Below are 18,631 nucleotides of genomic sequence, written 5' to 3' on the forward strand. Positions count from 1 at the left end.
TAAGGATAAGGTCAATCGACCTTGATGTTGGATTCCTTGATCAGTTGGGTCCAGCGCTCGGTTTCGGTCTTCAGGTGGGCAGCCAGCGCCTGCGGCGTGCTGCCAATGGGCTCGGCGCCTATCACGCTCAGGCGCTTCTTGACTTCGGGGTCGTTCATCGCTTCGTTGAGCGTCTTGCCGAGCTTCTCGACGATGGGCGCGGGCGTGCCCGCGGGCATGAAGGTCGCGAACCATGGCGAGACTTCATAGCCGGGAACGCCGGCTTCGGCGACCGTGGGCACGTCGGGCAGCGACGGCGAACGCGTCTTGGTGGTGATGGCGATCGCACGCAGCTTGCCGGCCTCGATGTGGGGGCGCGCCGAGGTGATGCTGTCGAACATGAAGTCGACCTGGCCGCCGAGCAGATCGGTCACGGCCGGGCCGCTGCCGCGGTACGGAACGTGCAGCATCTTCACGCCGGTCAGTGACGTGAAGCTCGCGCCCGCGAGATGGATCGAAGTGCCATTGCCGGCCGACGCATAGGTCAGCTTGTCGGGATTCTGCTTGGCCTTGGCGATCAAGTCCTTGACGCTCTTCACGTCGGACTGCTTGGGGCCGGCGACCAGGATGTTGGGCACCACGGCCAGCAGGCTCACGGGTGCGAAATCCTTGATCGGGTCGTAGCTGAGCTTGTTGTAGAGCGCGCCATTGGTTGCCATGCCTATCGAGGTGATCATCAGCGTGTAGCCGTCGGCCGGCGACTTGGCAACGGCGTCCGCGCCGATGTTGCCTCCCGCGCCCGCCTTGTTCTCGATGACGAAAGGCTGGCCCAGCTTGCGGCCCGCGACTTCACCCAGCGTGCGTGCGATCGCATCCATTGCGCCGCCCGGCGGGAAAGGCACTATCCATTTGACGGGCTTGTCGGGCCAGTTGCCGACGGTGCCCTGGGCAAAGCTGGAAACGGCACAGGCGGCGAGCGCGGCGCCGAGCAGGGTTTTTTGCAGAAAGCGGGTTTTCATTTTTTGTCTCCTTCAGAGGTGCTTGGTTCTGGACAGCGGCGCTCAGGCGATCGCCGAGGGATGGCGCGCGAGCGGTGTCACGTCGATGTCCATGTAGGGAAACAGGGGCAGGCCCTGCAGCAGGTCGTGCAGTTCGTCGTTCGACGCCACGTTGAAGACGCTGTAATTGGCGTATTCGCCGACCACGCGCCAGATCGATTGCCAGCGCCCATCGCGCTGCAATTCCTGCGAATAGGCTTTTTCGCGCAGCTTGATCTCGTTGACCTGCTCTGCGGGCAGGTCATGGGGAATGCGCACATCCATGCGTACAAGAAATAACATCGGCGTCTCCTTTGAGGATGGGGCCGCACGCTGCGGGCGTGGGGCCGGGAAATGTCAGGCGCGGGCTGCGCCCAGGTCCACGTGCAGCGGCTGCTGGCCGGCAAGCGCGCGGTCGAAGCGGTCGAGCTGGCTGAGCGAGACCGTGAGGCCATAGCCCGGGCCGTCGGGCAGCTGCAGTTCGAAATCGCGAATAGCCATCTGCTGCTCGACGATGTCGTCGACCAGCAGTTGCGGGCCGAACAGTTCGCAGCCATGGTGGGCGCCGGGCAGCGTAGAGAACACATGGGCCGAAGCCGCGCTGCCTATCGAGGTCTCGAGCATGGTGCCGCCATACCAGCCGATGTCGGCCGCCTCGGCCACGGCCGCGACCTTGCGCGTGCGCAGCAGGCCGCCGTGCTTGGCGACCTTGAGCGAGAACACATGCGAGGCCTGCTCGCGCGCCAGCATCATCGCGTCCTGCGGCGTGCAGACGGTTTCATCCGCCATGATCAGCGCGCCCTGGAGTTCCTGCGTCAGCTGGCGCAGCGCGGGCACGTTCCACCTGGCCACGGGTTGCTCGATCAGCGTCACGCCGGCCTCGATCAGCTGGGGCAGGTAGCGGCGCGCGGTGTTGCCGTCCCAGGCCTGGTTCACGTCCACCGTGAGCGTGGCGCTGGCGGGCAGGCCGCGCGCGATGCGGCTCACATGGGCCACATCGTCCTGGGGGGCGCGCGCACCGATCTTCATCTTGAAGATCCGGTGGCGGCCCTGCTCCAGGCGCAGTTGCGCTTCCTGCAGGTCGCGCTCCACGTCGCCGCTGGCGAGCGTCCAGGCCAGGGGCAGGCTCTGGTGCAGCTTGCCGCCCAGCAGTTGCCAGGCGGGAATGTCCAGCGTGCGCGCCAGCGCATCGATCAGCGCCATCTCCACGGCTGATTTTGCAAACGCATTGCCCTTGCAGGCCAGGTCCATGCGCGCCAGCACCTGCTCGATGCCGCCGGCTTGCTGCCCGAGCACGGCCGGCGCGAGGTAGTTCTCGATTGCATGGGCGATGCTCTCGGGCGACTCCTCGTTCCACGATGGGCCGCCGATGGTCGCGGCTTCGCCGAAACCGCAGGCGCCGTTGCGCAGCCACAGCTGCACGATGACCGGGCTCTGGCGCTGGATGGCACCAAACGACAGCTTGTGCGGGCGAATCGTGGGGATGTCCAGAATGCGCACCTGGATGCGCTCGATGGTGAATTCGTTGCTCATGCGGATCTCTTTGCGGCGGCTGGGCAGGAAGAAAAATGCCGCTGGAGTACAGCTTAATGTCGGTTATTTATCCAATCCAATGATTTATTTCTGTTGATTCATTCGATAATTTCGAACGTTTACCTTTTGCCTGGACTGCTTGCATGGAAATCCGACAGCTGCGCTACTTTCTGGACATTGCCCGCACCGAGCACCTGACCGCCTCGGCCAAGCAATTGTTCGTCACCCAGTCGACGCTGTCGCACGGCCTGCGCCAGATCGAGGAGGAGCTGGGCGTGCCGCTGTTCGAGCGCGTGGGCCGGGGCCTGAAGCTGTCGCAGGCTGGGCGGGTGTTCAAGGACTACGCGGCGCGCGCGCTGCAGGAGCTCGAAGCCGGGCGCATGGCGCTGGCAGATCTGGCGAGCCTGCAGGCCGGCCAGCTCACCGTGGGCGTGATTCCCACGTCGCTGCACACGCTGGTGCCCTCGGCCGTGGCGGCGTTCAATGCGCGCTACCCCAAGATCCATGTGGTGCTGCGCGAGCTGCTCGCGCCCGAGATCGAAGCCCTGCTGCTCAGCGGCGACCTGGACCTGGGAATGGCCTTTCACCCCGCGGGCATCGCAGGCGTCGATTCCGAACCGCTGTTCGAGGAGCACATGCAGTTCGTCGCCCATGCCTCGCACCCGCTCGCGGGCCGGGCACCGCTGCAACTGCGCCAGCTCCAGGACGTGCCGCTGGCGCTGCTGTCGCGGCGCTTTGCGACGCGGCGGCTGCTCGAAGAGCATTTTCGCGCCGCGGGCGTGCAGCCCAAGGTGATGGTCGAGATGGAATCGGTGCACGCGCTGATCGCCGCCTGCCACTGGGGCGCGCAACTGGCCTGCATCGTGCCGCAGCGCGCCGCGGCGCTGCATGGCCAGGGCCTTTGCGCGCTCGGGCTGGAGCCGCCGCTGCTGCGCACCGCGAGCCTGCTGTGGAATGCGCGCACTTCGCGCAGCGCGGCCGCGCAGGCTTTCGCGGGGCTGCTCACGCAGAGCGTGCAGCAGCAGTGGCCCGCTCCGCCCGACCCACCCATTCATGCATGAATCTCATATCTGGATGCAAACAAATCGTTTGCCCGGGTAAAGGCAACGGCCTACGATCGCTGCCAGTACCTGCCCACCATGCGCAAACCGCAGCAAGGTGACGCAAGCGCCCCGCATATCCACCGCATCCGAGGAGACACAACATGGCCGGCCAATTCCAATGGGACGATCCTTTCCAACTCGACCAACAGCTCACCGAAGACGAGCGCATGGTGCGCGACGCCGCGCGTGACTATTGCGACGGCCAGCTGGCGCCGCGCGTGCTGGAAATGTTCCGCCATGAAAAGTCCGACATCACCATCTTCCGCGAGATGGGCGAGCTGGGCCTGCTGGGCCCGACCATTGGCACCGAATACGGCGGCGCCGGCCTGAACTACGTGAGCTACGGCCTGGTGGCGCGCGAGATCGAACGCATAGACTCGGGCTACCGTTCCATGGCCAGCGTGCAAAGCTCGCTGGTGATGGTGCCCATCAACGAATTCGGCAGCGAAGAACAAAAGCAGAAGTACCTGCCCAAGCTGGCCAGCGGCCACTTCATCGGCTGCTTCGGCCTGACCGAACCCGACCACGGCTCCGACCCGGGCTCGATGGCCACGCGCGCCTACAAGGTCGACGGCGGCTACAAGCTCAAGGGCAGCAAGATGTGGATCACCAACAGCCCCGTGGCCGACGTGTTCGTCGTCTGGGCCAAGGAAGTCTCCGAGACCGGTGCAGTCGGCCAGATCCGCGGCTTCATCCTGGAAAAGGGCTGGAAGGGCCTTACCGCTCCAGCCATCCACGGCAAGGTCGGCCTGCGTGCCTCGATCACCGGCGAAATCGTCATGGACGATGTGTTCGTTCCCGAAGAAAACGCCTTCCCCGAAGTGCGCGGCCTCAAGGGCCCGTTCACCTGCCTCAACAGCGCGCGCTTCGGCATCGCCTGGGGCGCGATGGGCGCGGCCGAAGCCTGCTGGCACACCGCGCGCCAGTACACGCTGGACCGCAAGCAGTTCGGCCGCCCCCTGGCCGCCAACCAGCTGGTGCAAAAGAAGCTCGCCGACATGCAGACCGAAATCACGCTGGGCCTGCAGGCCGCGCTGCGCGTGGGCCGCATGAAGGACGAGCACCAGAACGTGGTCGAGATCACCTCGCTGATCAAGCGCAACAACTGCGGCAAGGCGCTGGACATCGCCCGCCTGGCGCGCGACATGCTCGGCGGCAACGGCATCAGCGACGAGTTCGGCGTCGCCCGCCACCTCGTGAACCTCGAAGTGGTCAACACCTACGAAGGCACGCACGATGTGCATGCGCTGATTCTCGGCCGCGCGCAGACCGGGATTGCGGCGTTCGCGAACTGATTGCAGTCAGCCGGGTGGCATGGCCTCCGTGCCGCTCGGCAGTTCCTTACGTCCTGAGCCTGAGGACAGGACGTTCATGGTTCGACAAGCTCACCACGAACGGTTGTCCCGTTCGCCCTGAGCCTGCCTAGCCGGCCGCGTCGAAGGATGAACGGCCCTCCCTCCAGTCGAAGCCCCCATGACCACACCCCCCCCCACCGCCCTCGCCGGCATCAAGGTCCTCGACCTGTCGCGCGTGCTTGCCGGCCCCTGGTGCACCCAGATGCTGGCCGACCTGGGCGCCGACGTCATCAAGGTGGAACGCCCGGTCGCGGGCGACGACACCCGCCACTGGGGCCCGCCGTTCCTGCGCGATGAGAACGGCCAGGACTCGCGCCACGCCAGCTACTTCACGGCCTGCAACCGCAACAAGCGCTCGATCACCATCGACATGGCCCACCCCGAAGGCCAGGCGCTGCTGCGCGAGATGGCCCGCGAAGCCGATGTCGTGGTCGAGAACTTCAAGGTCGGCGGCCTGCGCCAGTACGGCCTCGACTACGACAGCCTCAAGGCGCTCAATCCGCGCCTGGTCTACTGCTCTATCACCGGCTTCGGCCAGGATGGGCCGTATGCCGAGCGCGCGGGCTACGACCTGATGGTCCAGGCCATGTGCGGGCTGATGAGCATCACGGGTCACGCCGACGGCACGCCCGGCGGCGGTCCGCTCAAGGCCGGGGTCGCGGTGATCGACGTGTTCACCGGGCTGTACGCAAGCAATGCGATTCTCGCGGCGCTCAACGCACGCCACAGCAGCGGCCAGGGCCAGTACATCGACATGGCGCTGCTCGACGTGGGCATGGCGGTGCTGGCCAACCAGGCCGCGGGCTATCTCGCGACCGGCGAAGCGCCGGGCCGCGCGGGCAATGTGCACCCCAGCCTCGCGCCCTACCAGGACTTCGTGACCCAGGACGGCAACGTGCTGCTGGCGATAGGCAACGACGGCCAGTTCGCGCGCTTTTGCGCGGCCATCGGTGAGCCCGGCTGGGCGCAGGATGCGCGCTTTGCGACCAACACCGCACGCGTGCAGCACCGCGCGGCGCTGCTGGCGTTGATGGAGCCCGTGCTGCTGCAGCGCACAACGGCCGCCTGGATCGCGCTGTTCGAAGACAAGGCCGTGCCCTGCGGCCCCATCAATACCGTGGCGCAGGCCTTTGACGACCCCCAGGTCAAGGCCCGGGGCCTGCGCATCGAACTGCCGCGCGACACCGATGGCGGCATGCCGGCCGTGGCCGGCGTCGCCAACCCGATGCGCCTGTCGGGCACGCCCGTGGTCTACCACCGCGCGCCGCCCGCACTGGGCCAGCACACCCATGAGGTGCTGCAGCAGTTGGGGCTGGACGCAGCACGCATCGACGCGCTGCGCACGGCCCGCGCTATCTAAAGCCGCAGCGGATGCGGCCTACCCGGCCGCCATCACGTCGTGCAACAGGGCCGGACAATATCCTTATCCGGGCCCGTATTTAATATGCAGAAAATCCTGTCGGGTTTTATGCAGGCACCAGCACGCCTCAAATAAAAATACCACCAAGGGAAAATACTGAAGTATTTAACTGTCGCCGCTAAACTGAACAACCAACAATTCCATTAGCATATTGTCACGTTGAACAAAATATTACCTGGAGACAATTCAATGGTTCGCAAAAGCATTTTGGCATTGGGCATTCTTTCCCTTTTCGGCAGCGCCTTCGCGCAGTCCGCCTATCCCAGCAAACCCATCAAGCTGCTCGTGCCTTTTGCCGCGGGCGGCACCACCGACCTGATCGCCCGCGTGATCGCCGATCCGCTGGGCCGTGAGCTCGGCCAGCCCGTGATCGTCGAGAACCGCGGCGGCGGCGGTGGCAGCATAGGCGCTGCGGAAACCGCGCGTGCCGCACCCGACGGCTACCACCTGGGCATGGCCACCGTGTCGACCACGGCGACCAACCCGGCGATCAACCCCAAGATCCCCTACAACGTCGCGACCGACTTCACGCCGGTCATCAACATTGCGGCCACGCCCAACGTGATCGCGGCCCATCCCCAGTTCGCGGGCAAGAACTACAAGCAGTTCCTCGAGGAAATCAAGAAGAACCCCGCCAAGTATTCCTACGCCTCGCCCGGCACGGGCTCGATCACCCATCTGATGATGGAAATGTTCAAGCTGTCGACGGCCACGGACATCATGCACGTGCCCTACCGCGGTTCGGGCCCGGCGCTCAACGATGCGGTTGCCGGCCAGGTGCCGCTGATTTTCGACAACCTGCCTTCGGCCCTGCCCTTCATCAAGGAAAAGCGCCTGGTCCCACTCGTGGTCGCAGCGCCCGAGCGCGTGCCCGCCCTGCCCGACGTGCCGACGTTCAAGGAAGTCGGCCTCGAGCCCGTGAACCGCATGGCCTACTACGGCATCCTCGGCCCGAAGAACCTGCCCAAGGAAATCGTCGACAAGGTCAATGCTGCGGTGCGCAAGGTGCTGCAGGACCCGGCAATCCGCAAGCGCATAGAGGAAACCGGCTCCATCATCCAGGCCGACACCCCCGAGAAGTTCGCCCAGCAGATGAAGGAAGAGCTCGCGGTCTACAAGGACGTGGTCGTCAAGCAGAAATTGACCATGGATTAACCAGGAAGCCCCTCGGACCACTTCAATGCAAAAACCCCGCCATGGCGCCATGGCGGGGTTTTTGCATTCACAGGCCTGCGGCCGGGATCAACCGCCTTCGCCGAAATACAGCTGGCCGGCGTCGCGCGCCTGCTGAACGCCAGCGATCACTTCGTCACGCGTCAGTGCCTGGCCTTGCGCGGCCTGGGGATAGAGGTCGGGACGCAGATCGCTCATGCGCGCGCCCGTGACCGGCTCGAACAACTCGCCATTGGCGCGGGCCTGCGCGAATTCGGCGAGCACCTGGGCACGTGTCTTGCCGGCTGCTTGCTGCTGCGCGGGGTATTGCTGCGGGTAGAGTGCGTTGCGTGGCAGGCCGATTTCGCCTTCGATGATGTTGCCCGTGCGCCGGGCATCGGCCAGGTCGGCAAGGACTTGTGCGCGGCTCAGGCCGGCGGCGGGTTCGGCGGCCAGGGCCTGGCCTGCGACCACGGCCGTGAGGGACAGAATCAGAATCGAAGCGCTGTGACGGATGGAGTTCATGGGAACCTTTCAAACGGTGTTCAAGGAAGGCAGCGGTCCGACGGGCCGGCACCTAAGCGGATGAAGACAATTCTGTGACAGGAGCGCTGACGCGAAGATTGCGCAGACATTACGTTTTTGTCATGTCTGAAATCGCATTACCCACTACCATTACTGCCTTCCACCGGAACGGGAAAAGCACCCCATGCGCATATTGATCATTGAAGATGAAGTCAAGTCCGCGGATTATCTTCAAAAGGGTTTGACGGAATCCGGCTACCAGGTCGAAGTCGCATATAACGGCGTCGATGGCCTGCATTTATCGCGCAACTCCGATTTTGATCTGCTGATTCTCGACGTCATGCTGCCCGGAATGGACGGCTGGAGTTTCATTCGCAAGTTTCGTGAAACCCACCAGACGCCGGTTTTGTTCCTGACCGCGCGCGACGCGATCGAAGACCGCGTCAAGGGGCTGGAACTCGGCGCCGACGATTACCTGGTCAAACCGTTCTCGTATGCCGAACTGCTGGCCCGCGTGCGCACGCTGCTGCGCCGCACGCCGCTGCGCGAGCCCGACCTGTTCCGTCTCGCAGATCTCGAGATGGACCTGCTGCGCCGGCGCGTCACGCGCCAGGGCCAGCGCATAGAGCTGACCAACAAGGAATTCGCGCTGCTGCAGTTGCTGCTGCAGCACCAGGGCGAAGTGATGTCGCGCACGCGCATTGCCTCCCAGGTCTGGGACATGAACTTCGACAGCGACACCAATGTCGTGGACGTCGCGATACGCCGGCTGCGCGCCAAGATCGACGACGGCTACGACACCAAGCTCATTCAGACCGTGCGCGGCATGGGTTACCGCATCGAGGCAGAAACGGAATGAAGAGATTCGAGCAGATCAGCCTGCGCCTGCGGCTGGCCTTGATGTTCGCGGCCGTGAGCGCTATCTTGTTTGGCGCCATGGGCATATATGTCTACAGCACGCTCAAGAATGAACTCGAGCAGCGTGACGACCAAGCCTTGATCGCCCGCGTCGAACGCATGCGCATACTTTCGGGCGACCCCGAGTATGTGGAAACCTTGCGGCAACACCTCCACCTTTATGCCCACACGCTGGGCAGCAAGGAAAACATTCTCTGGATCACCAACGACAGCGGCGAGCTGGTGGCGGAAATCAATCCCGCCGGCATGCAGCGCCCGGCCCTGCCCGCCGCCGGCGACCCGGTGCTGTTCGACAACCCCGGCGCCGAGCCCGCACGGCTGGCCTGGGCGCATGTCGAATACCCACCCGGCAGCCTCAACGTGATCACCGGCACGCTGCTGACCTCGCGCATCCAGATGCTCGCGGCCTACCGCGCCAACCTCGGTCTTGCCTGGTTGGCGGGCGTGCTGCTGGCCTTTGCGCTGGGCTGGGAAGTGGTGCGCCGCGGCCTGCTGCCGCTGCGCCGCCTGAGCCTGCAGGCCGCGGCCATCCACCCGCAGCAGCTGGGCCTGCAGCTCGATGCCCAACGGCAGCCGCAGGAGCTGCAAGGCCTGACGAGCGCGCTCAACCTCATGCTCGAACGCCTGGAAGAAGGCTATTCACGGCTGTCGCGCTTTTCCGAGGACCTCGCGCATGAAATGCGCACACCGCTCAACAACCTCATGGGACAGAACCAGCAGGCGCTCAACCACCCGCGCAGCGTCGAGGACTATGAGAACCTGCTGGTCTCCAAGCAGGAGGAATACGAGCGCCTGGCGCGCATGATAGACAACATGCTGTTTCTCGCGCGCGCGGAAAAGCCCGAAGCCATGCTGCAATTGCGGCCCCTGGACCTGTCGGAGCTCGCCGGCCGGGTCTGCGACTATTTCGAAGGCATGGCCGAAGAGCGCCGGATGCAGATGCGCAACCTGGCCCAGGGCCATCTGGTCGCTGACCTCTCCCTGGTGGCGCGCGCGCTGGCCAACCTGGTGTCCAATGCCTTGCGCTACGGCGCGGCCGACAGCGTGATCACGCTGCGCACCCGGGCGCATGCCCTGGGGCTGGACATCGAAGTCGTCAACCAGGGCGAGCCCATAGCCGCCGAGCACCTGGGCCGGCTGTTCGATCGCTTCTACCGCTGCGACCCGGCGCGCGCGCAGCCCGGCGACTCGGGCGGGCTGGGGCTTGCGATCGTGCAGTCCATCATGCAGATGCACAAAGGTCAGGTGCTGGTCGACAGCCAGCCCGAGGAAACGCGCTTCATCCTGCGTTTCGGGCCCGAATCGATAGCACAACGGGAATCCTAAGCCAGCACCTGGAAATACTGGGCCAGCGGCTCGCGCTCGGTCTGCGTCTGGTTGTCAGGCGCCTGCGGGTCGGGCCAGCCCAGGGCCACGCCGCAGACCACGACTTCGCTGTCGGGCAGGCCCAGCTCGCGGCGCACGATTTCCGGGTAGGACGCGAGCGCGCCGATGGCGCAGGCCCCCAGGCCTTGCGCATGGGCCGCCATCAGCAGGCCGTGCAGGCACAGCCCCAAGTCCATGAAACCGCCGCTGCCGAAATCGCGGTCCAGCGTCACGAGCAGCGCCACGGGCGCGTCGAAGAAGCGGTAGTTGCGCTCGAACTGCTGCTGGCGCGCCGCGGCATCGCCGCGCGCAATGCCCAGGCTGCGATACAGCGCCTGCGCCGCGGCCACCTGGCGCTTGCGCAGTTGCATGGGCATGGGCTGGGGAAAGTAGTCGTACTCCTCGCGCGCGGGCTGCTGCGTGCGCACCGCCGCGCACAGCGCCGCGCTCACGCGCGCGCGCGCCGCGCCCTGCAGCGCCCAGAAGCGACCGGGCTGGAGGTTGGCGCCGCTGGGCGCCTGGCGTGCGGTCTCGAGCAGGCTTTCGAGCAAGGCCTGCGGCACGGGCTCGGGCAGGAAACCGCGCACCGAACGGCGGCTGCGCACCAGCGCCACATAGTCTGCGGCCCCGGTGGATGTCAAGGAATCGGAAGAGGAAGAATGCATGCATGTGGCTGCGCGTTCAGGCGCGCAGGCTTTCAAAGATCGCGGCCGCGCCCAGGCCGCCCGCGCCGGCGATGCAGGCCAGCCCGCGCTGAGGACCCGCATTTTGCCCTCGCGTCTGCGCCTGCAGTTGCGCGAGCACGCGCACGGCCGCGATCGCGCCCGAAGCGCCTATAGGATGGCCGCGCGCCAGCCCGCCGCCCTGGGCGTTGATGCGCTCGGGCGCCAGCCCCAGTTCCGCACGGAAGGCCAGGCCTTGCACCGCAAACGCGTCGTGCAGTTCCCAACGGTCGATGTCGTGCACGCCCAGCGCGAGCCGCTCCAACAATGCGCGCGCGGCGGTCGCGGCGCAGAGCATGGGTGTTTCGGGCGCACCGCCCACGCTCACGGCGCCGCGCCACAGCGCCGCGGGCCGCAGCCCCCACGCGCTGCAGGCTTCGGGCGTAGCCAGCAGCAGCAGCGCCGCGCCGTCGGCCTTGGGAGAAATCGCCACGGTGCTGACGGCGCAATCGGCCCCGCCCGGTGCCTGCGCCACGGCCGCGAAAGCGGCAACAGGCATGCGCGCCACGCGCTCGGCGCGCAGCGCGCGCGGATAAGCGTCATGGTCCAGGCCTTGCAGCGCGACGATTTCCGCGCCCAGCGCGGCGCGTGCCGCGACGGCCCGGCCATGGCTGGCGAGCGCATAGGCGTCCTGCGCCACGCGCTGGCATTGGATGCGCTGGGCATGGTCGGCCGCGGCCTGCAGCATGTCGGGGTCGCGCGCGGGCCAGGGCGCAAACGCCGGGCGCTCATACGCAATCGCGGGGTCTTGCGGCTGCAGCGGCCGGTGCTGACGTATCGGCGCGCGGCTCCAGGCTTCGGCGCCGCCGGCAATCACCATGCGCGCCTGGCCCGATGCCAGCAGGCCACAGGCCAGCGTGATCGCGTCCAGCCCCGCGCAGCACTGCGTGTCCACGGTATAGGCGGCGGCGCTCTCGCGCAGGCCCGCGGCCAGCGCCAGCATGCGCGCCGGATTGCCGCCCGCGCCCAGCGCATTGCCCAGCACCACGGCGTCTACCGCCTCGGCCGGCAAGCCGGCCTGGGCCAGCAGCGCGCGCACCAGCGGCGCCGCGAGTTCATGGGGCTGCAGCCGCGACAGCGCGCCGCCCACCGGGGCGACGGGGCTGCGCGCCCAGGCAATGACGGGAATGGAAACCGGGTTCATGACCATGGCTGCAGATACCGCGGCGCGGTGCCGGCTGCGGCATCGCCCTGCTCCTGGCACAGCAGCGCGCGCGCAATCGTCGCGTGGTCGGTCTTGCCGCTGGCCGTGAGCGGCCACGGGCCCTGCCACAGCCACCAGTGGCGCGGCGCCTTGAAGCTTTCCAGCGTCTCGCGGCACCATTGCGCCAGGGCGAGCGCGTCGGGCATGGGGCAGACATCGTCGACCGGCGACTGCAGCACCGCGTGCACCGCATGGCCGCGCAGGCCGTCCGCCACGCCGTGCAGCGACACCTGGCCCAGTTGCGGATGGGCCTGCAGGCGCGCCTCGACCTCTTCGGGAAACAGGTTCTTGCCCTGGGTCACGATCATGCGGCTTTCACGCCCGCGCAGGTGCAGCCAGCCCTGGGCGTCGATATGGCCGATGTCGCGCACCGACAGCCAGTCGCCACGCCGCAGCGCGGCCGAGCCGTCGGAATGCCCCACATAGTCGATGAACAGCATGGGACTGCGCACCCAGATCAGACCCGGCTCGCCGCCGTTGTCGCCCGCCCCCTCGGCCAGCGGGTCGGCGCCTATGCGCAGCGCCACATTGCTGAACGGCCGGCCCACTGCCTGCGCGGGCGCCTGCGGATCGGCGTCCATCCAGGCGATATAGCTGGCTTCGGACGCGCCGTAGAACTCGATGATGCGCGCCTGGGGAAACAGCGCCTGCAGCGCGGGCGTGCGCTCGCGCATCCAGCGCGCGCCACTGATCAGCAGCAGCGCCACACCGGCTATCGGCGGCGCATGGCGGCGCTGCGCCCATTCGAGCATCAGCTGCAACTGGCTGGGAACAGCCACCAGCAACGGAAACTCGCCGGACTGCAGGCGCGCGAGCGCGCGGCCCGCGGAAAAGCGCTCCTGGATCTCTGCGCCCGCGCCGCTCCACAGCCCCCAGAGCGCGGCGAACAGGAACAGCGAATGCGACAGGCGCCCGGGCGCGAAGACGCGCTGCGTCGCGGCGCCCCCGAGGTCCTGGGCCGAGACCCGAAAGCTCTCGGTCCATGAGCGATGGTCGCGGCGAAACCCCTTGGGCAGGCCGCTGCTGCCCGAAGTGAAACCGATATAGAACGGTGTCTGCGGCCCTGGTTCAGGCATATCGGCCGGCGGCTGCTGCGCGAACTGCGCGGCGATGCGCGCCTGCACGCCCGCGGGCCATTCGGGGTCGGCGACGGCAGCGCAGCGCCCGCTCGCAACCACCGCAAGAAACTCGACAATGCGCTCCAGGCCCGAGCCGCTCCCCTGGAGCAGCACCGTGGCCGGCGCCGAACGCGCGCGCAGCGCCGCAGCCTGCCGCTCGACAAGCGCATGCAACTGCGCAAAGCCCAGTTGCTCGTGCCCATTGGACAGCGCCACGGCCTCGGGCTGCACCTGGCTCCAGTGCGCGAGCGGCCCGTGCACCAGTTCGAACGGCGCGGGCAAGGACGCGCCCAGGTCAGGCACAGCCAGCGACAGCGCGCAGGAAATCTGCATCGACAACCCGCTCAGGCGTTGCGACCACCAAAGCGCCAGTCGGGCAGCGCCTTGGCCACCGTGTGCACCACCAGCGCACACAGCACGCACTTGATCAGGTCGCCGGGCACGAACACCAGGTCACCCCAGAAAGCCTGGGCCAGCGAAAGCTTGGCGACCAGCACCAGGCCCGCGATGCCAAAGCTGTGCAGCACCAGCACGCCGCCGACCACGGACGCAATCAGCGCGCTCCAGGCCGCGCGCAGCGGCGTGGTCTTGGGCAGCATCGCCATCACCAGGCCGGTAGCAAATGCGGCCGCGGCAAAGCCGACCAGATAACCGGCAGTTGGCGACATGAACACGCCCAGGCCGCCGCGCCCGCCGGCGAGCAAAGGCAGGCCCGCGGCCACCGCGATCAGGAACAGCAGGACGGCCTGCAGCCCGCGCCAGGGCCCGAGCAGGCAGCCGGCCATCATCACGCCCAGCGTCTGCAGCGTGATCGGCACGCCGATAGGCAGGTCGATTTTCGGGATCAGGCCCATGACCGCGATCAACGCGGCAAACAGGCCCACCAGGGCCATGGATTCGGACTGGCGGCGGGAAATGGCGGTTTTCATGGTTGGCACTCGGGTTGGGTCAATCGGAAATCAGGAAACAGGAAATCAGCCGCCGAGGCGGGCATAGAGGGCATCGGCCACACGCCGCGCGGCCTGCAGCATCTGCACGGTGAGCGGCGCGATCAGCCGCAGCCCCCCGGCCTGGCCGGTGCGCAGGCGGTAGGCATCGTCGAGTTTTTTCCATTGCACGAAAAAATGCTCGGTGAAACGCAGCATCAATCCCAGTTGCAGGGAAATACGCTCAGGCTGCAGGCCCAGGCGCGCGAGCGGCGCAAGCCAGCGGTCGAGCACTTCGAGCAGGTCCATGGGGCGCGTGGTCACGGTGAGCGCCACGCCCAGCACGCAGGCGCTGGCCAGGCGCAGCGAGCTCACCGCGGCCAGCACCGGCCGGCCCATCCACAGATGGAACAGCGCAACCAGCAGCGCGCCCAGCAGCACCGAGAAAATCAGCCGGCGCGCGACGCGCGTGGCCTCGCCCAGGCTGAGCCACAGCAGCGCGGCGCCCGCCGCGCAGACGGCCAGCACCCAGGGCTTGTCGATCAGGAACAGCAGCGTGCCGGCCAGCGCCATGCAGGCCAGCTTGAAGCCGGCGCTGTAGCGGTGCAGCCAGGTGGGGAGATCGCTGTAGAGGCTGCCCATGGTGTCAGTGGCCGTGGGCCGCAGTGGCCGTGCCCAGCGCGCGCCGGGCCGCGACGGCGGCCTGCACCGCGGCTTCATAGGCCGCGCAGACCTCTTCGCCCGGGCCGTCGCCGCGCACGCGGCCCTGGTCCAGCCAGACCACGCGCGGGTAGTCGCGTACATGGGCCAGCACATGGGTGGAGACAATGACCTGCTGCGAGGCCGCGGCAATGTCGTCCGCAAGCTGGGCCTGGCCCGGCAGGTCCAGGCTTGCATAGGGTTCGTCGAGCAGCACGGTGCGCGGCGCCGCGATCAGCAGCGCCAGCCAGCAGACCATCTGGCGCTGGCCCTGGCTCAGGCTGCTGATCGCGCGCTCGGCCCAGTGCGCCAGGCCGCGCTGGGCGAGGAATTCGCGCGCCTGCGCCTTGGCCTCGTGCCTGGAAGCGCTGCGCGACTGCAGGCCCAGCGCCAGCTCCTCCTCCACGGTAGGAAAAATGATCTGGTCGTCAGGATTCTGGAACATCATGCCGACCCAGCGCGTGCGCTCGCGCCCGGCCGCATGCAGGTTCTGGCCGTCGAACAGCACTTCGCCCGCGGCCGGCGCCTCCAGCCCGCACAGCAGCCGGAACAGGCTGGTCTTGCCCGCGCCGTTGTCGCCGATCAGGCCTATGCGCGGCTGGTCCCAGACCAGGCTCAGGTTCTCTAGCACCTGGGTGCGGCCGCGCACCAGCCGAACATGCGCGAGTTCGATACGGGGCGGAGAAATCATGCCCGGACCGGAGGGGGTCGGAGCGCAGTAAGCAGGCATAAGGCAGTCGCGTGAAGAAAGTCCATGGTCCGGACCGGCGCATAAGCAGGCCCTTCAAAACCAAATTTCGCTCATCTTGCCACTAAAAACACGCGTTCTTTCAACAACTTCTCGCAAATTTCAGGGCCATTTTAGCCACCGCATGTTCCGTCAAAAAAGACGGAACATAGCGGGCAGTTGCGGGCTGTTCGCTGCGTTTTCGCACTTTGTACGCGATTGAACGTGCATCTGCACGCAAAACACGGTGCACGACGCGCCAAACACCCCGGAGATACGCGACGAAGGCCGGGCCACGGCGGGACCCGGTGAATCCGCAAAAACAAACGCCCCGGCAGCGCAAAGGCTGCCGGGGCGGAATGTGCGGGCCGGCACAGGCCGGCGCCAGGAGAGTCCGTCTGCGGTCAGAGCACGGTCAGCGCCGGTTCTGCGGACAGCAACTGGCTGATGCGGTTGTCGGGCCCCATGATGGCCACGCGCGGCACATGGGTCGCGAGCTCCTTGGCGTCGACATAGGCGTAGGCGATGATGATCACGATGTCGCCCTTTTGCACCAGGCGCGCGGCCGCGCCGTTGACGCAGATCACGCCGCTGGCGCGCTCGCCGGCGATCACATAGGTCTCGAAGCGCGCACCGTTGTTGTTGTTGACCACGTGCACCTTCTCGTTGGCGACGATGCCCACGGCGTCCATCAGGTCCTGGTCGATGGTGATCGAGCCGACGTAGTTGAGATCGGCCTGGGTGACCTGGGCACGGTGGATCTTGCTGTTCATCAGCATGCGGAACATGGGCTTACCTCTGGAAAGTGATGTTGTCGATGAGTCGGGTGCGGCCCACGTGGACCGCGGCCAGCGCGATGCAGCTCGCGTCGTCGTCGCCCAGCGCCAGCAGGTCCGGCCAGGCAAGCAGCTCGAGGTAGTCGATGCGGCTGCCGGGAATGCCCGCAATCAGGGCGCGCGCGGCCTGGAGCGCCGCATCGGGGGCCAGACCGGCCTGCAGCCGTTCGCGGCACAGCTGCAGCGCCGCGTGGATCGCGGGCGCGTGCGCGCGTTCCTCGACATTCAAATAGACGTTGCGCGACGATTTCGCCAGGCCGTCGGCCTCGCGCACCACGGGAATGACGCAGATCTCCAGCGGCAGGTTGTAGTCGCGCACAAAAGTCTGGATGATCGCCACCTGCTGCGCATCCTTCTGGCCGAAGAACGCGCGCTCGGGCTGCACCAGGTTGAACAGCTTGCAGACCACCTGCAGCACGCCGTCGAAATGCCCGGGGCGCGAGGCGCCGCACAGCATGTTTGCCTGGCGGCCGGCAACGATCAGCGGCCCCGCGGCATGCGGGTACATCTCTTCGGTCGCGGGCGCGAACACCGCATCCACCCCATGCGCCTGCGCGAGCGCGCAGTCGGCGTCGAGGTCGCGCGGGTAGGCGTCGAAATCCTCGTTCGGGCCGAACTGGCGCGGGTTCACGAAAATGCTCATCACCACCAGGTCGCATTGCTGGCGCGCGCTCTCGACCAGGGCCATGTGGCCGGTGTGCAGCGCGCCCATGGTCGGCACCAGCGCAATGGTCTTGCCTTGGCTGCGCGCATGGGCAAGCCACTGGCGCAGGTCGGTGATTCGGGTCAGGCGTTGCATAACAGCCAATCTTCCAGGGGCTAAATTCAGGAGGCGGCGGGCACGATGCCGCCGTAAAGCCGTTCAAGCACGGCATCGCTGATGTTGAAACTGTGGGCCTCGGTGGGGAAGGCGCCGCTGCGCACCGCCTGACCATAGGCGGCCAGGCCGTCCTGCACCGGGGTGCCGACGTCGGCGAACTGCTGCACGAACTTGGGCACGCGGTGGCTGCCATAGCCCAGCAGGTCGTGGAACACCAGCACCTGGCCGTCAGTGCCCGGGCCCGCGCCTATGCCTATGGTGGGAATGGCCAGCTGCGCGCTGATGCGCGCCGCGAGCTGCTGGGGCACGCATTCGAGCACCAGCGCACAGGCACCGGCCGCTTCGCAGGCCAGCGCATCGTTCATGATCTGCTGCGCGGCCGCGGTGTCGCGGCCCTGCACCTTGTAGCCGCCGAGCACGGCGGCCGACTGCGGCGTCAGGCCCAGGTGGGCAACCACGGGAATGCCGACATGGGTCAGGCGTCGGATCACGTCGATCACTTCGCCCGCGCCTTCGACCTTGAGCGCGTCGGCGCCGCTGCGCTGCATCATGTCGACGGCGCAGCGCGTGGTGCTTTCCAGCCCGGCGTGGTAGCTGCCGAACGGCATGTCGACCACGATGCAGGTGCCGGGCGCGCCGCGGCGCACGGCCTTGGCATGGTGCACCATGTCGTCGACGGTGACCGGCACCGTGGAGTCATAGCCCAGCACCACCATGCCCAGCGAATCGCCGACCAGAATGGTGTCGGCGCCCGCGGCCTCGGCATAGCGGGCGCCCGGATAGTCATAGGCGGTGACCATGACGATCTTGCGCTGCTCGCGCTTGAACTGCTGGAACTCGGTAGTGGATTTCATGGCGCGGTCTCGGTGTTCCAGGGCCTGTCGCGCAAGTCCCCGGGATTCTTGTCGTTTTTAGCGCGCCGACCATACCACAGCCGGGCCAAAAGACCGAACCCGCATTGGACCCATGCCGCAAGGGCTCTGGCGGCGGGCCCCGCCCAATTTGGGCAAACAGCGGCGATGCATGACCTGCTCGCCAAAGACCGGCCGAAGAATCGAAGCCCCGGTATTCAGGCAACCGGTCTCACTTCCCGCCGTTTCTTGTCACCGCATGGCGAGACTTTGTCCCGCATACCTCGCTCAGGACGAACGGCGGACAAAGCAGGCTCCGCCGAAGACTGGACGCTCGCTGC

At 66.9% G+C, this 18,631-nt stretch carries 19 protein-coding genes; 6 read left to right on the forward strand and 13 right to left on the reverse strand.

From position 1 onward, the window contains the following. Positions 1 to 11 precede the first annotated feature (11 nt). The 3 genes from GVL12_RS02850 to GVL12_RS02860 are packed head-to-tail and all read right to left on the reverse strand — an operon-like array spanning position 12 to position 2,549. Positions 12 to 998: a tripartite tricarboxylate transporter substrate binding protein gene (locus GVL12_RS02850; protein ID WP_159911136.1), complete on the reverse strand. Its 987-nt coding sequence runs from the start codon at positions 996 to 998 to the stop codon at positions 12 to 14. 42 nt (positions 999 to 1,040) lie between these two features. Then, positions 1,041 to 1,319, reverse strand: coding sequence for a muconolactone Delta-isomerase (catC, locus tag GVL12_RS02855; RefSeq protein ID WP_159911137.1), 279 nt, complete (start codon positions 1,317 to 1,319; stop codon positions 1,041 to 1,043). A 54-nt stretch (positions 1,320 to 1,373) separates the two neighbouring features. Further along, a complete protein-coding gene (locus GVL12_RS02860) occupies positions 1,374 to 2,549 on the reverse strand; it encodes a muconate cycloisomerase family protein (protein ID WP_159911138.1) in 1,176 nt (391 codons plus the stop codon). A 143-nt stretch (positions 2,550 to 2,692) separates the two neighbouring features. On the opposite strand from GVL12_RS02860, the gene GVL12_RS02865 reads away from it, so the two are divergent. The 4 genes from GVL12_RS02865 (at position 2,693) to GVL12_RS02880 (ending at position 7,582) form a co-directional block, all read left to right on the forward strand. After that, complete coding sequence (locus tag GVL12_RS02865; protein ID WP_159911139.1) at positions 2,693 to 3,610, forward strand: LysR substrate-binding domain-containing protein; 918 nt, start codon at positions 2,693 to 2,695, stop codon at positions 3,608 to 3,610. Positions 3,611 to 3,753: 143 nt separating this feature from the next. Continuing rightward, positions 3,754 to 4,947, forward strand: a complete 1,194-nt coding sequence (locus GVL12_RS02870) for an acyl-CoA dehydrogenase (RefSeq protein WP_159911140.1) — start codon at positions 3,754 to 3,756, stop codon at positions 4,945 to 4,947. A gap of 178 nt (positions 4,948 to 5,125) precedes the next feature. Next, positions 5,126 to 6,367: a CaiB/BaiF CoA-transferase family protein gene (locus tag GVL12_RS02875; protein WP_159911141.1), complete on the forward strand. Its 1,242-nt coding sequence runs from the start codon at positions 5,126 to 5,128 to the stop codon at positions 6,365 to 6,367. A gap of 249 nt (positions 6,368 to 6,616) precedes the next feature. Next, positions 6,617 to 7,582, forward strand: coding sequence for a tripartite tricarboxylate transporter substrate binding protein BugE (locus GVL12_RS02880; RefSeq protein WP_159911142.1), 966 nt, complete (start codon positions 6,617 to 6,619; stop codon positions 7,580 to 7,582). Between the two features lie 87 nt (positions 7,583 to 7,669). Here GVL12_RS02880 and GVL12_RS02885 read toward each other — a convergent pair whose 3' ends face one another. Then, complete coding sequence (locus GVL12_RS02885) at positions 7,670 to 8,104, reverse strand: DUF4148 domain-containing protein (protein ID WP_200843451.1); 435 nt, start codon at positions 8,102 to 8,104, stop codon at positions 7,670 to 7,672. A 184-nt stretch (positions 8,105 to 8,288) separates the two neighbouring features. Here GVL12_RS02885 and GVL12_RS02890 point away from each other — a divergent pair, with 184 nt between their 5' ends. Further along, positions 8,289 to 8,963, forward strand: coding sequence for a heavy metal response regulator transcription factor (locus GVL12_RS02890; RefSeq protein WP_159911143.1), 675 nt, complete (start codon positions 8,289 to 8,291; stop codon positions 8,961 to 8,963). Beyond that, the gene (locus tag GVL12_RS02895) at positions 8,960 to 10,348 is read left to right on the forward strand and encodes a heavy metal sensor histidine kinase (protein WP_159911144.1); all 1,389 of its coding nucleotides are present in this window, start codon (positions 8,960 to 8,962) and stop codon (positions 10,346 to 10,348) included. Before GVL12_RS02890 ends, GVL12_RS02895 begins: the two co-directional genes overlap by 4 nt. Here the strand turns inward: GVL12_RS02895 and GVL12_RS02900 are convergent. From GVL12_RS02900 to panB, 9 genes are all read right to left on the reverse strand, one after another. Then, positions 10,345 to 11,028, reverse strand: a complete 684-nt coding sequence (locus tag GVL12_RS02900; RefSeq protein ID WP_200843452.1) for a nitroreductase — start codon at positions 11,026 to 11,028, stop codon at positions 10,345 to 10,347. The genes GVL12_RS02895 and GVL12_RS02900 overlap by 4 nt on opposite strands. A 40-nt stretch (positions 11,029 to 11,068) precedes the next feature. Continuing rightward, positions 11,069 to 12,253 carry a thiolase family protein gene (locus GVL12_RS02905; protein ID WP_159911146.1) on the reverse strand — a complete coding sequence of 395 codons (1,185 nt, stop codon included), beginning with the start codon at positions 12,251 to 12,253 and terminating at the stop codon, positions 11,069 to 11,071. Continuing rightward, entirely contained in the window at positions 12,250 to 13,764 is a 1,515-nt protein-coding gene (locus tag GVL12_RS02910; RefSeq protein WP_159911147.1) for an AMP-binding protein, read from the reverse strand. The genes GVL12_RS02905 and GVL12_RS02910 overlap by 4 nt, the downstream gene beginning before the upstream one ends. Positions 13,765 to 13,775: 11 nt before the next feature. Beyond that, complete coding sequence (locus tag GVL12_RS02915) at positions 13,776 to 14,360, reverse strand: biotin transporter BioY (RefSeq protein WP_159911148.1); 585 nt, start codon at positions 14,358 to 14,360, stop codon at positions 13,776 to 13,778. 45 nt (positions 14,361 to 14,405) lie between these two features. Beyond that, positions 14,406 to 14,999: an energy-coupling factor transporter transmembrane protein EcfT gene (locus tag GVL12_RS02920; protein WP_159911149.1), complete on the reverse strand. Its 594-nt coding sequence runs from the start codon at positions 14,997 to 14,999 to the stop codon at positions 14,406 to 14,408. Positions 15,000 to 15,003: 4 nt separating this feature from the next. Beyond that, a complete protein-coding gene (locus tag GVL12_RS02925) occupies positions 15,004 to 15,747 on the reverse strand; it encodes an energy-coupling factor ABC transporter ATP-binding protein (protein ID WP_159911150.1) in 744 nt (247 codons plus the stop codon). 440 nt (positions 15,748 to 16,187) lie between these two features. After that, a complete protein-coding gene (panD, locus tag GVL12_RS02930) occupies positions 16,188 to 16,571 on the reverse strand; it encodes an aspartate 1-decarboxylase (RefSeq protein ID WP_159911151.1) in 384 nt (127 codons plus the stop codon). A gap of 4 nt (positions 16,572 to 16,575) precedes the next feature. Continuing rightward, a complete protein-coding gene (gene panC, locus GVL12_RS02935; RefSeq protein WP_159911152.1) occupies positions 16,576 to 17,418 on the reverse strand; it encodes a pantoate--beta-alanine ligase in 843 nt (280 codons plus the stop codon). Between the two features lie 26 nt (positions 17,419 to 17,444). Beyond that, on the reverse strand, positions 17,445 to 18,293 hold the full coding sequence (gene panB, locus GVL12_RS02940) for a 3-methyl-2-oxobutanoate hydroxymethyltransferase (protein ID WP_159911153.1): 849 nt from the start codon (positions 18,291 to 18,293) through the stop codon (positions 17,445 to 17,447). Positions 18,294 to 18,631: the final 338 nt, after the last annotated feature.

It is taken from the genome of Pantoea sp. 18069 (assembly GCF_902706035.1).
Taxonomy (GTDB): Bacteria; Pseudomonadota; Gammaproteobacteria; order Burkholderiales; family Burkholderiaceae_C; genus Comamonas.

Coding starts and splice junctions, on each gene's coding strand:
- GVL12_RS02850 (WP_159911136.1), bottom strand. CDS start 998: ATGAAAACCCGCTTTCTGCAAAAAACCCTGCTCGGCGCCGCGCTCGCC.
- catC (WP_159911137.1), bottom strand. CDS start 1,319: ATGTTATTTCTTGTACGCATGGATGTGCGCATTCCCCATGACCTGCCC.
- GVL12_RS02860 (WP_159911138.1), bottom strand. CDS start 2,549: ATGAGCAACGAATTCACCATCGAGCGCATCCAGGTGCGCATTCTGGAC.
- GVL12_RS02865 (WP_159911139.1), top strand. CDS start 2,693: ATGGAAATCCGACAGCTGCGCTACTTTCTGGACATTGCCCGCACCGAG.
- GVL12_RS02870 (WP_159911140.1), top strand. CDS start 3,754: ATGGCCGGCCAATTCCAATGGGACGATCCTTTCCAACTCGACCAACAG.
- GVL12_RS02875 (WP_159911141.1), top strand. CDS start 5,126: ATGACCACACCCCCCCCCACCGCCCTCGCCGGCATCAAGGTCCTCGAC.
- GVL12_RS02880 (WP_159911142.1), top strand. CDS start 6,617: ATGGTTCGCAAAAGCATTTTGGCATTGGGCATTCTTTCCCTTTTCGGC.
- GVL12_RS02885 (WP_200843451.1), bottom strand. CDS start 8,104: ATGAACTCCATCCGTCACAGCGCTTCGATTCTGATTCTGTCCCTCACG.
- GVL12_RS02890 (WP_159911143.1), top strand. CDS start 8,289: ATGCGCATATTGATCATTGAAGATGAAGTCAAGTCCGCGGATTATCTT.
- GVL12_RS02895 (WP_159911144.1), top strand. CDS start 8,960: ATGAAGAGATTCGAGCAGATCAGCCTGCGCCTGCGGCTGGCCTTGATG.
- GVL12_RS02905 (WP_159911146.1), bottom strand. CDS start 12,253: ATGAACCCGGTTTCCATTCCCGTCATTGCCTGGGCGCGCAGCCCCGTC.
- GVL12_RS02910 (WP_159911147.1), bottom strand. CDS start 13,764: ATGCAGATTTCCTGCGCGCTGTCGCTGGCTGTGCCTGACCTGGGCGCG.
- GVL12_RS02915 (WP_159911148.1), bottom strand. CDS start 14,360: ATGAAAACCGCCATTTCCCGCCGCCAGTCCGAATCCATGGCCCTGGTG.
- GVL12_RS02920 (WP_159911149.1), bottom strand. CDS start 14,999: ATGGGCAGCCTCTACAGCGATCTCCCCACCTGGCTGCACCGCTACAGC.
- GVL12_RS02925 (WP_159911150.1), bottom strand. CDS start 15,747: ATGATTTCTCCGCCCCGTATCGAACTCGCGCATGTTCGGCTGGTGCGC.
- panD (WP_159911151.1), bottom strand. CDS start 16,571: ATGTTCCGCATGCTGATGAACAGCAAGATCCACCGTGCCCAGGTCACC.
- panC (WP_159911152.1), bottom strand. CDS start 17,418: ATGCAACGCCTGACCCGAATCACCGACCTGCGCCAGTGGCTTGCCCAT.
- panB (WP_159911153.1), bottom strand. CDS start 18,293: ATGAAATCCACTACCGAGTTCCAGCAGTTCAAGCGCGAGCAGCGCAAG.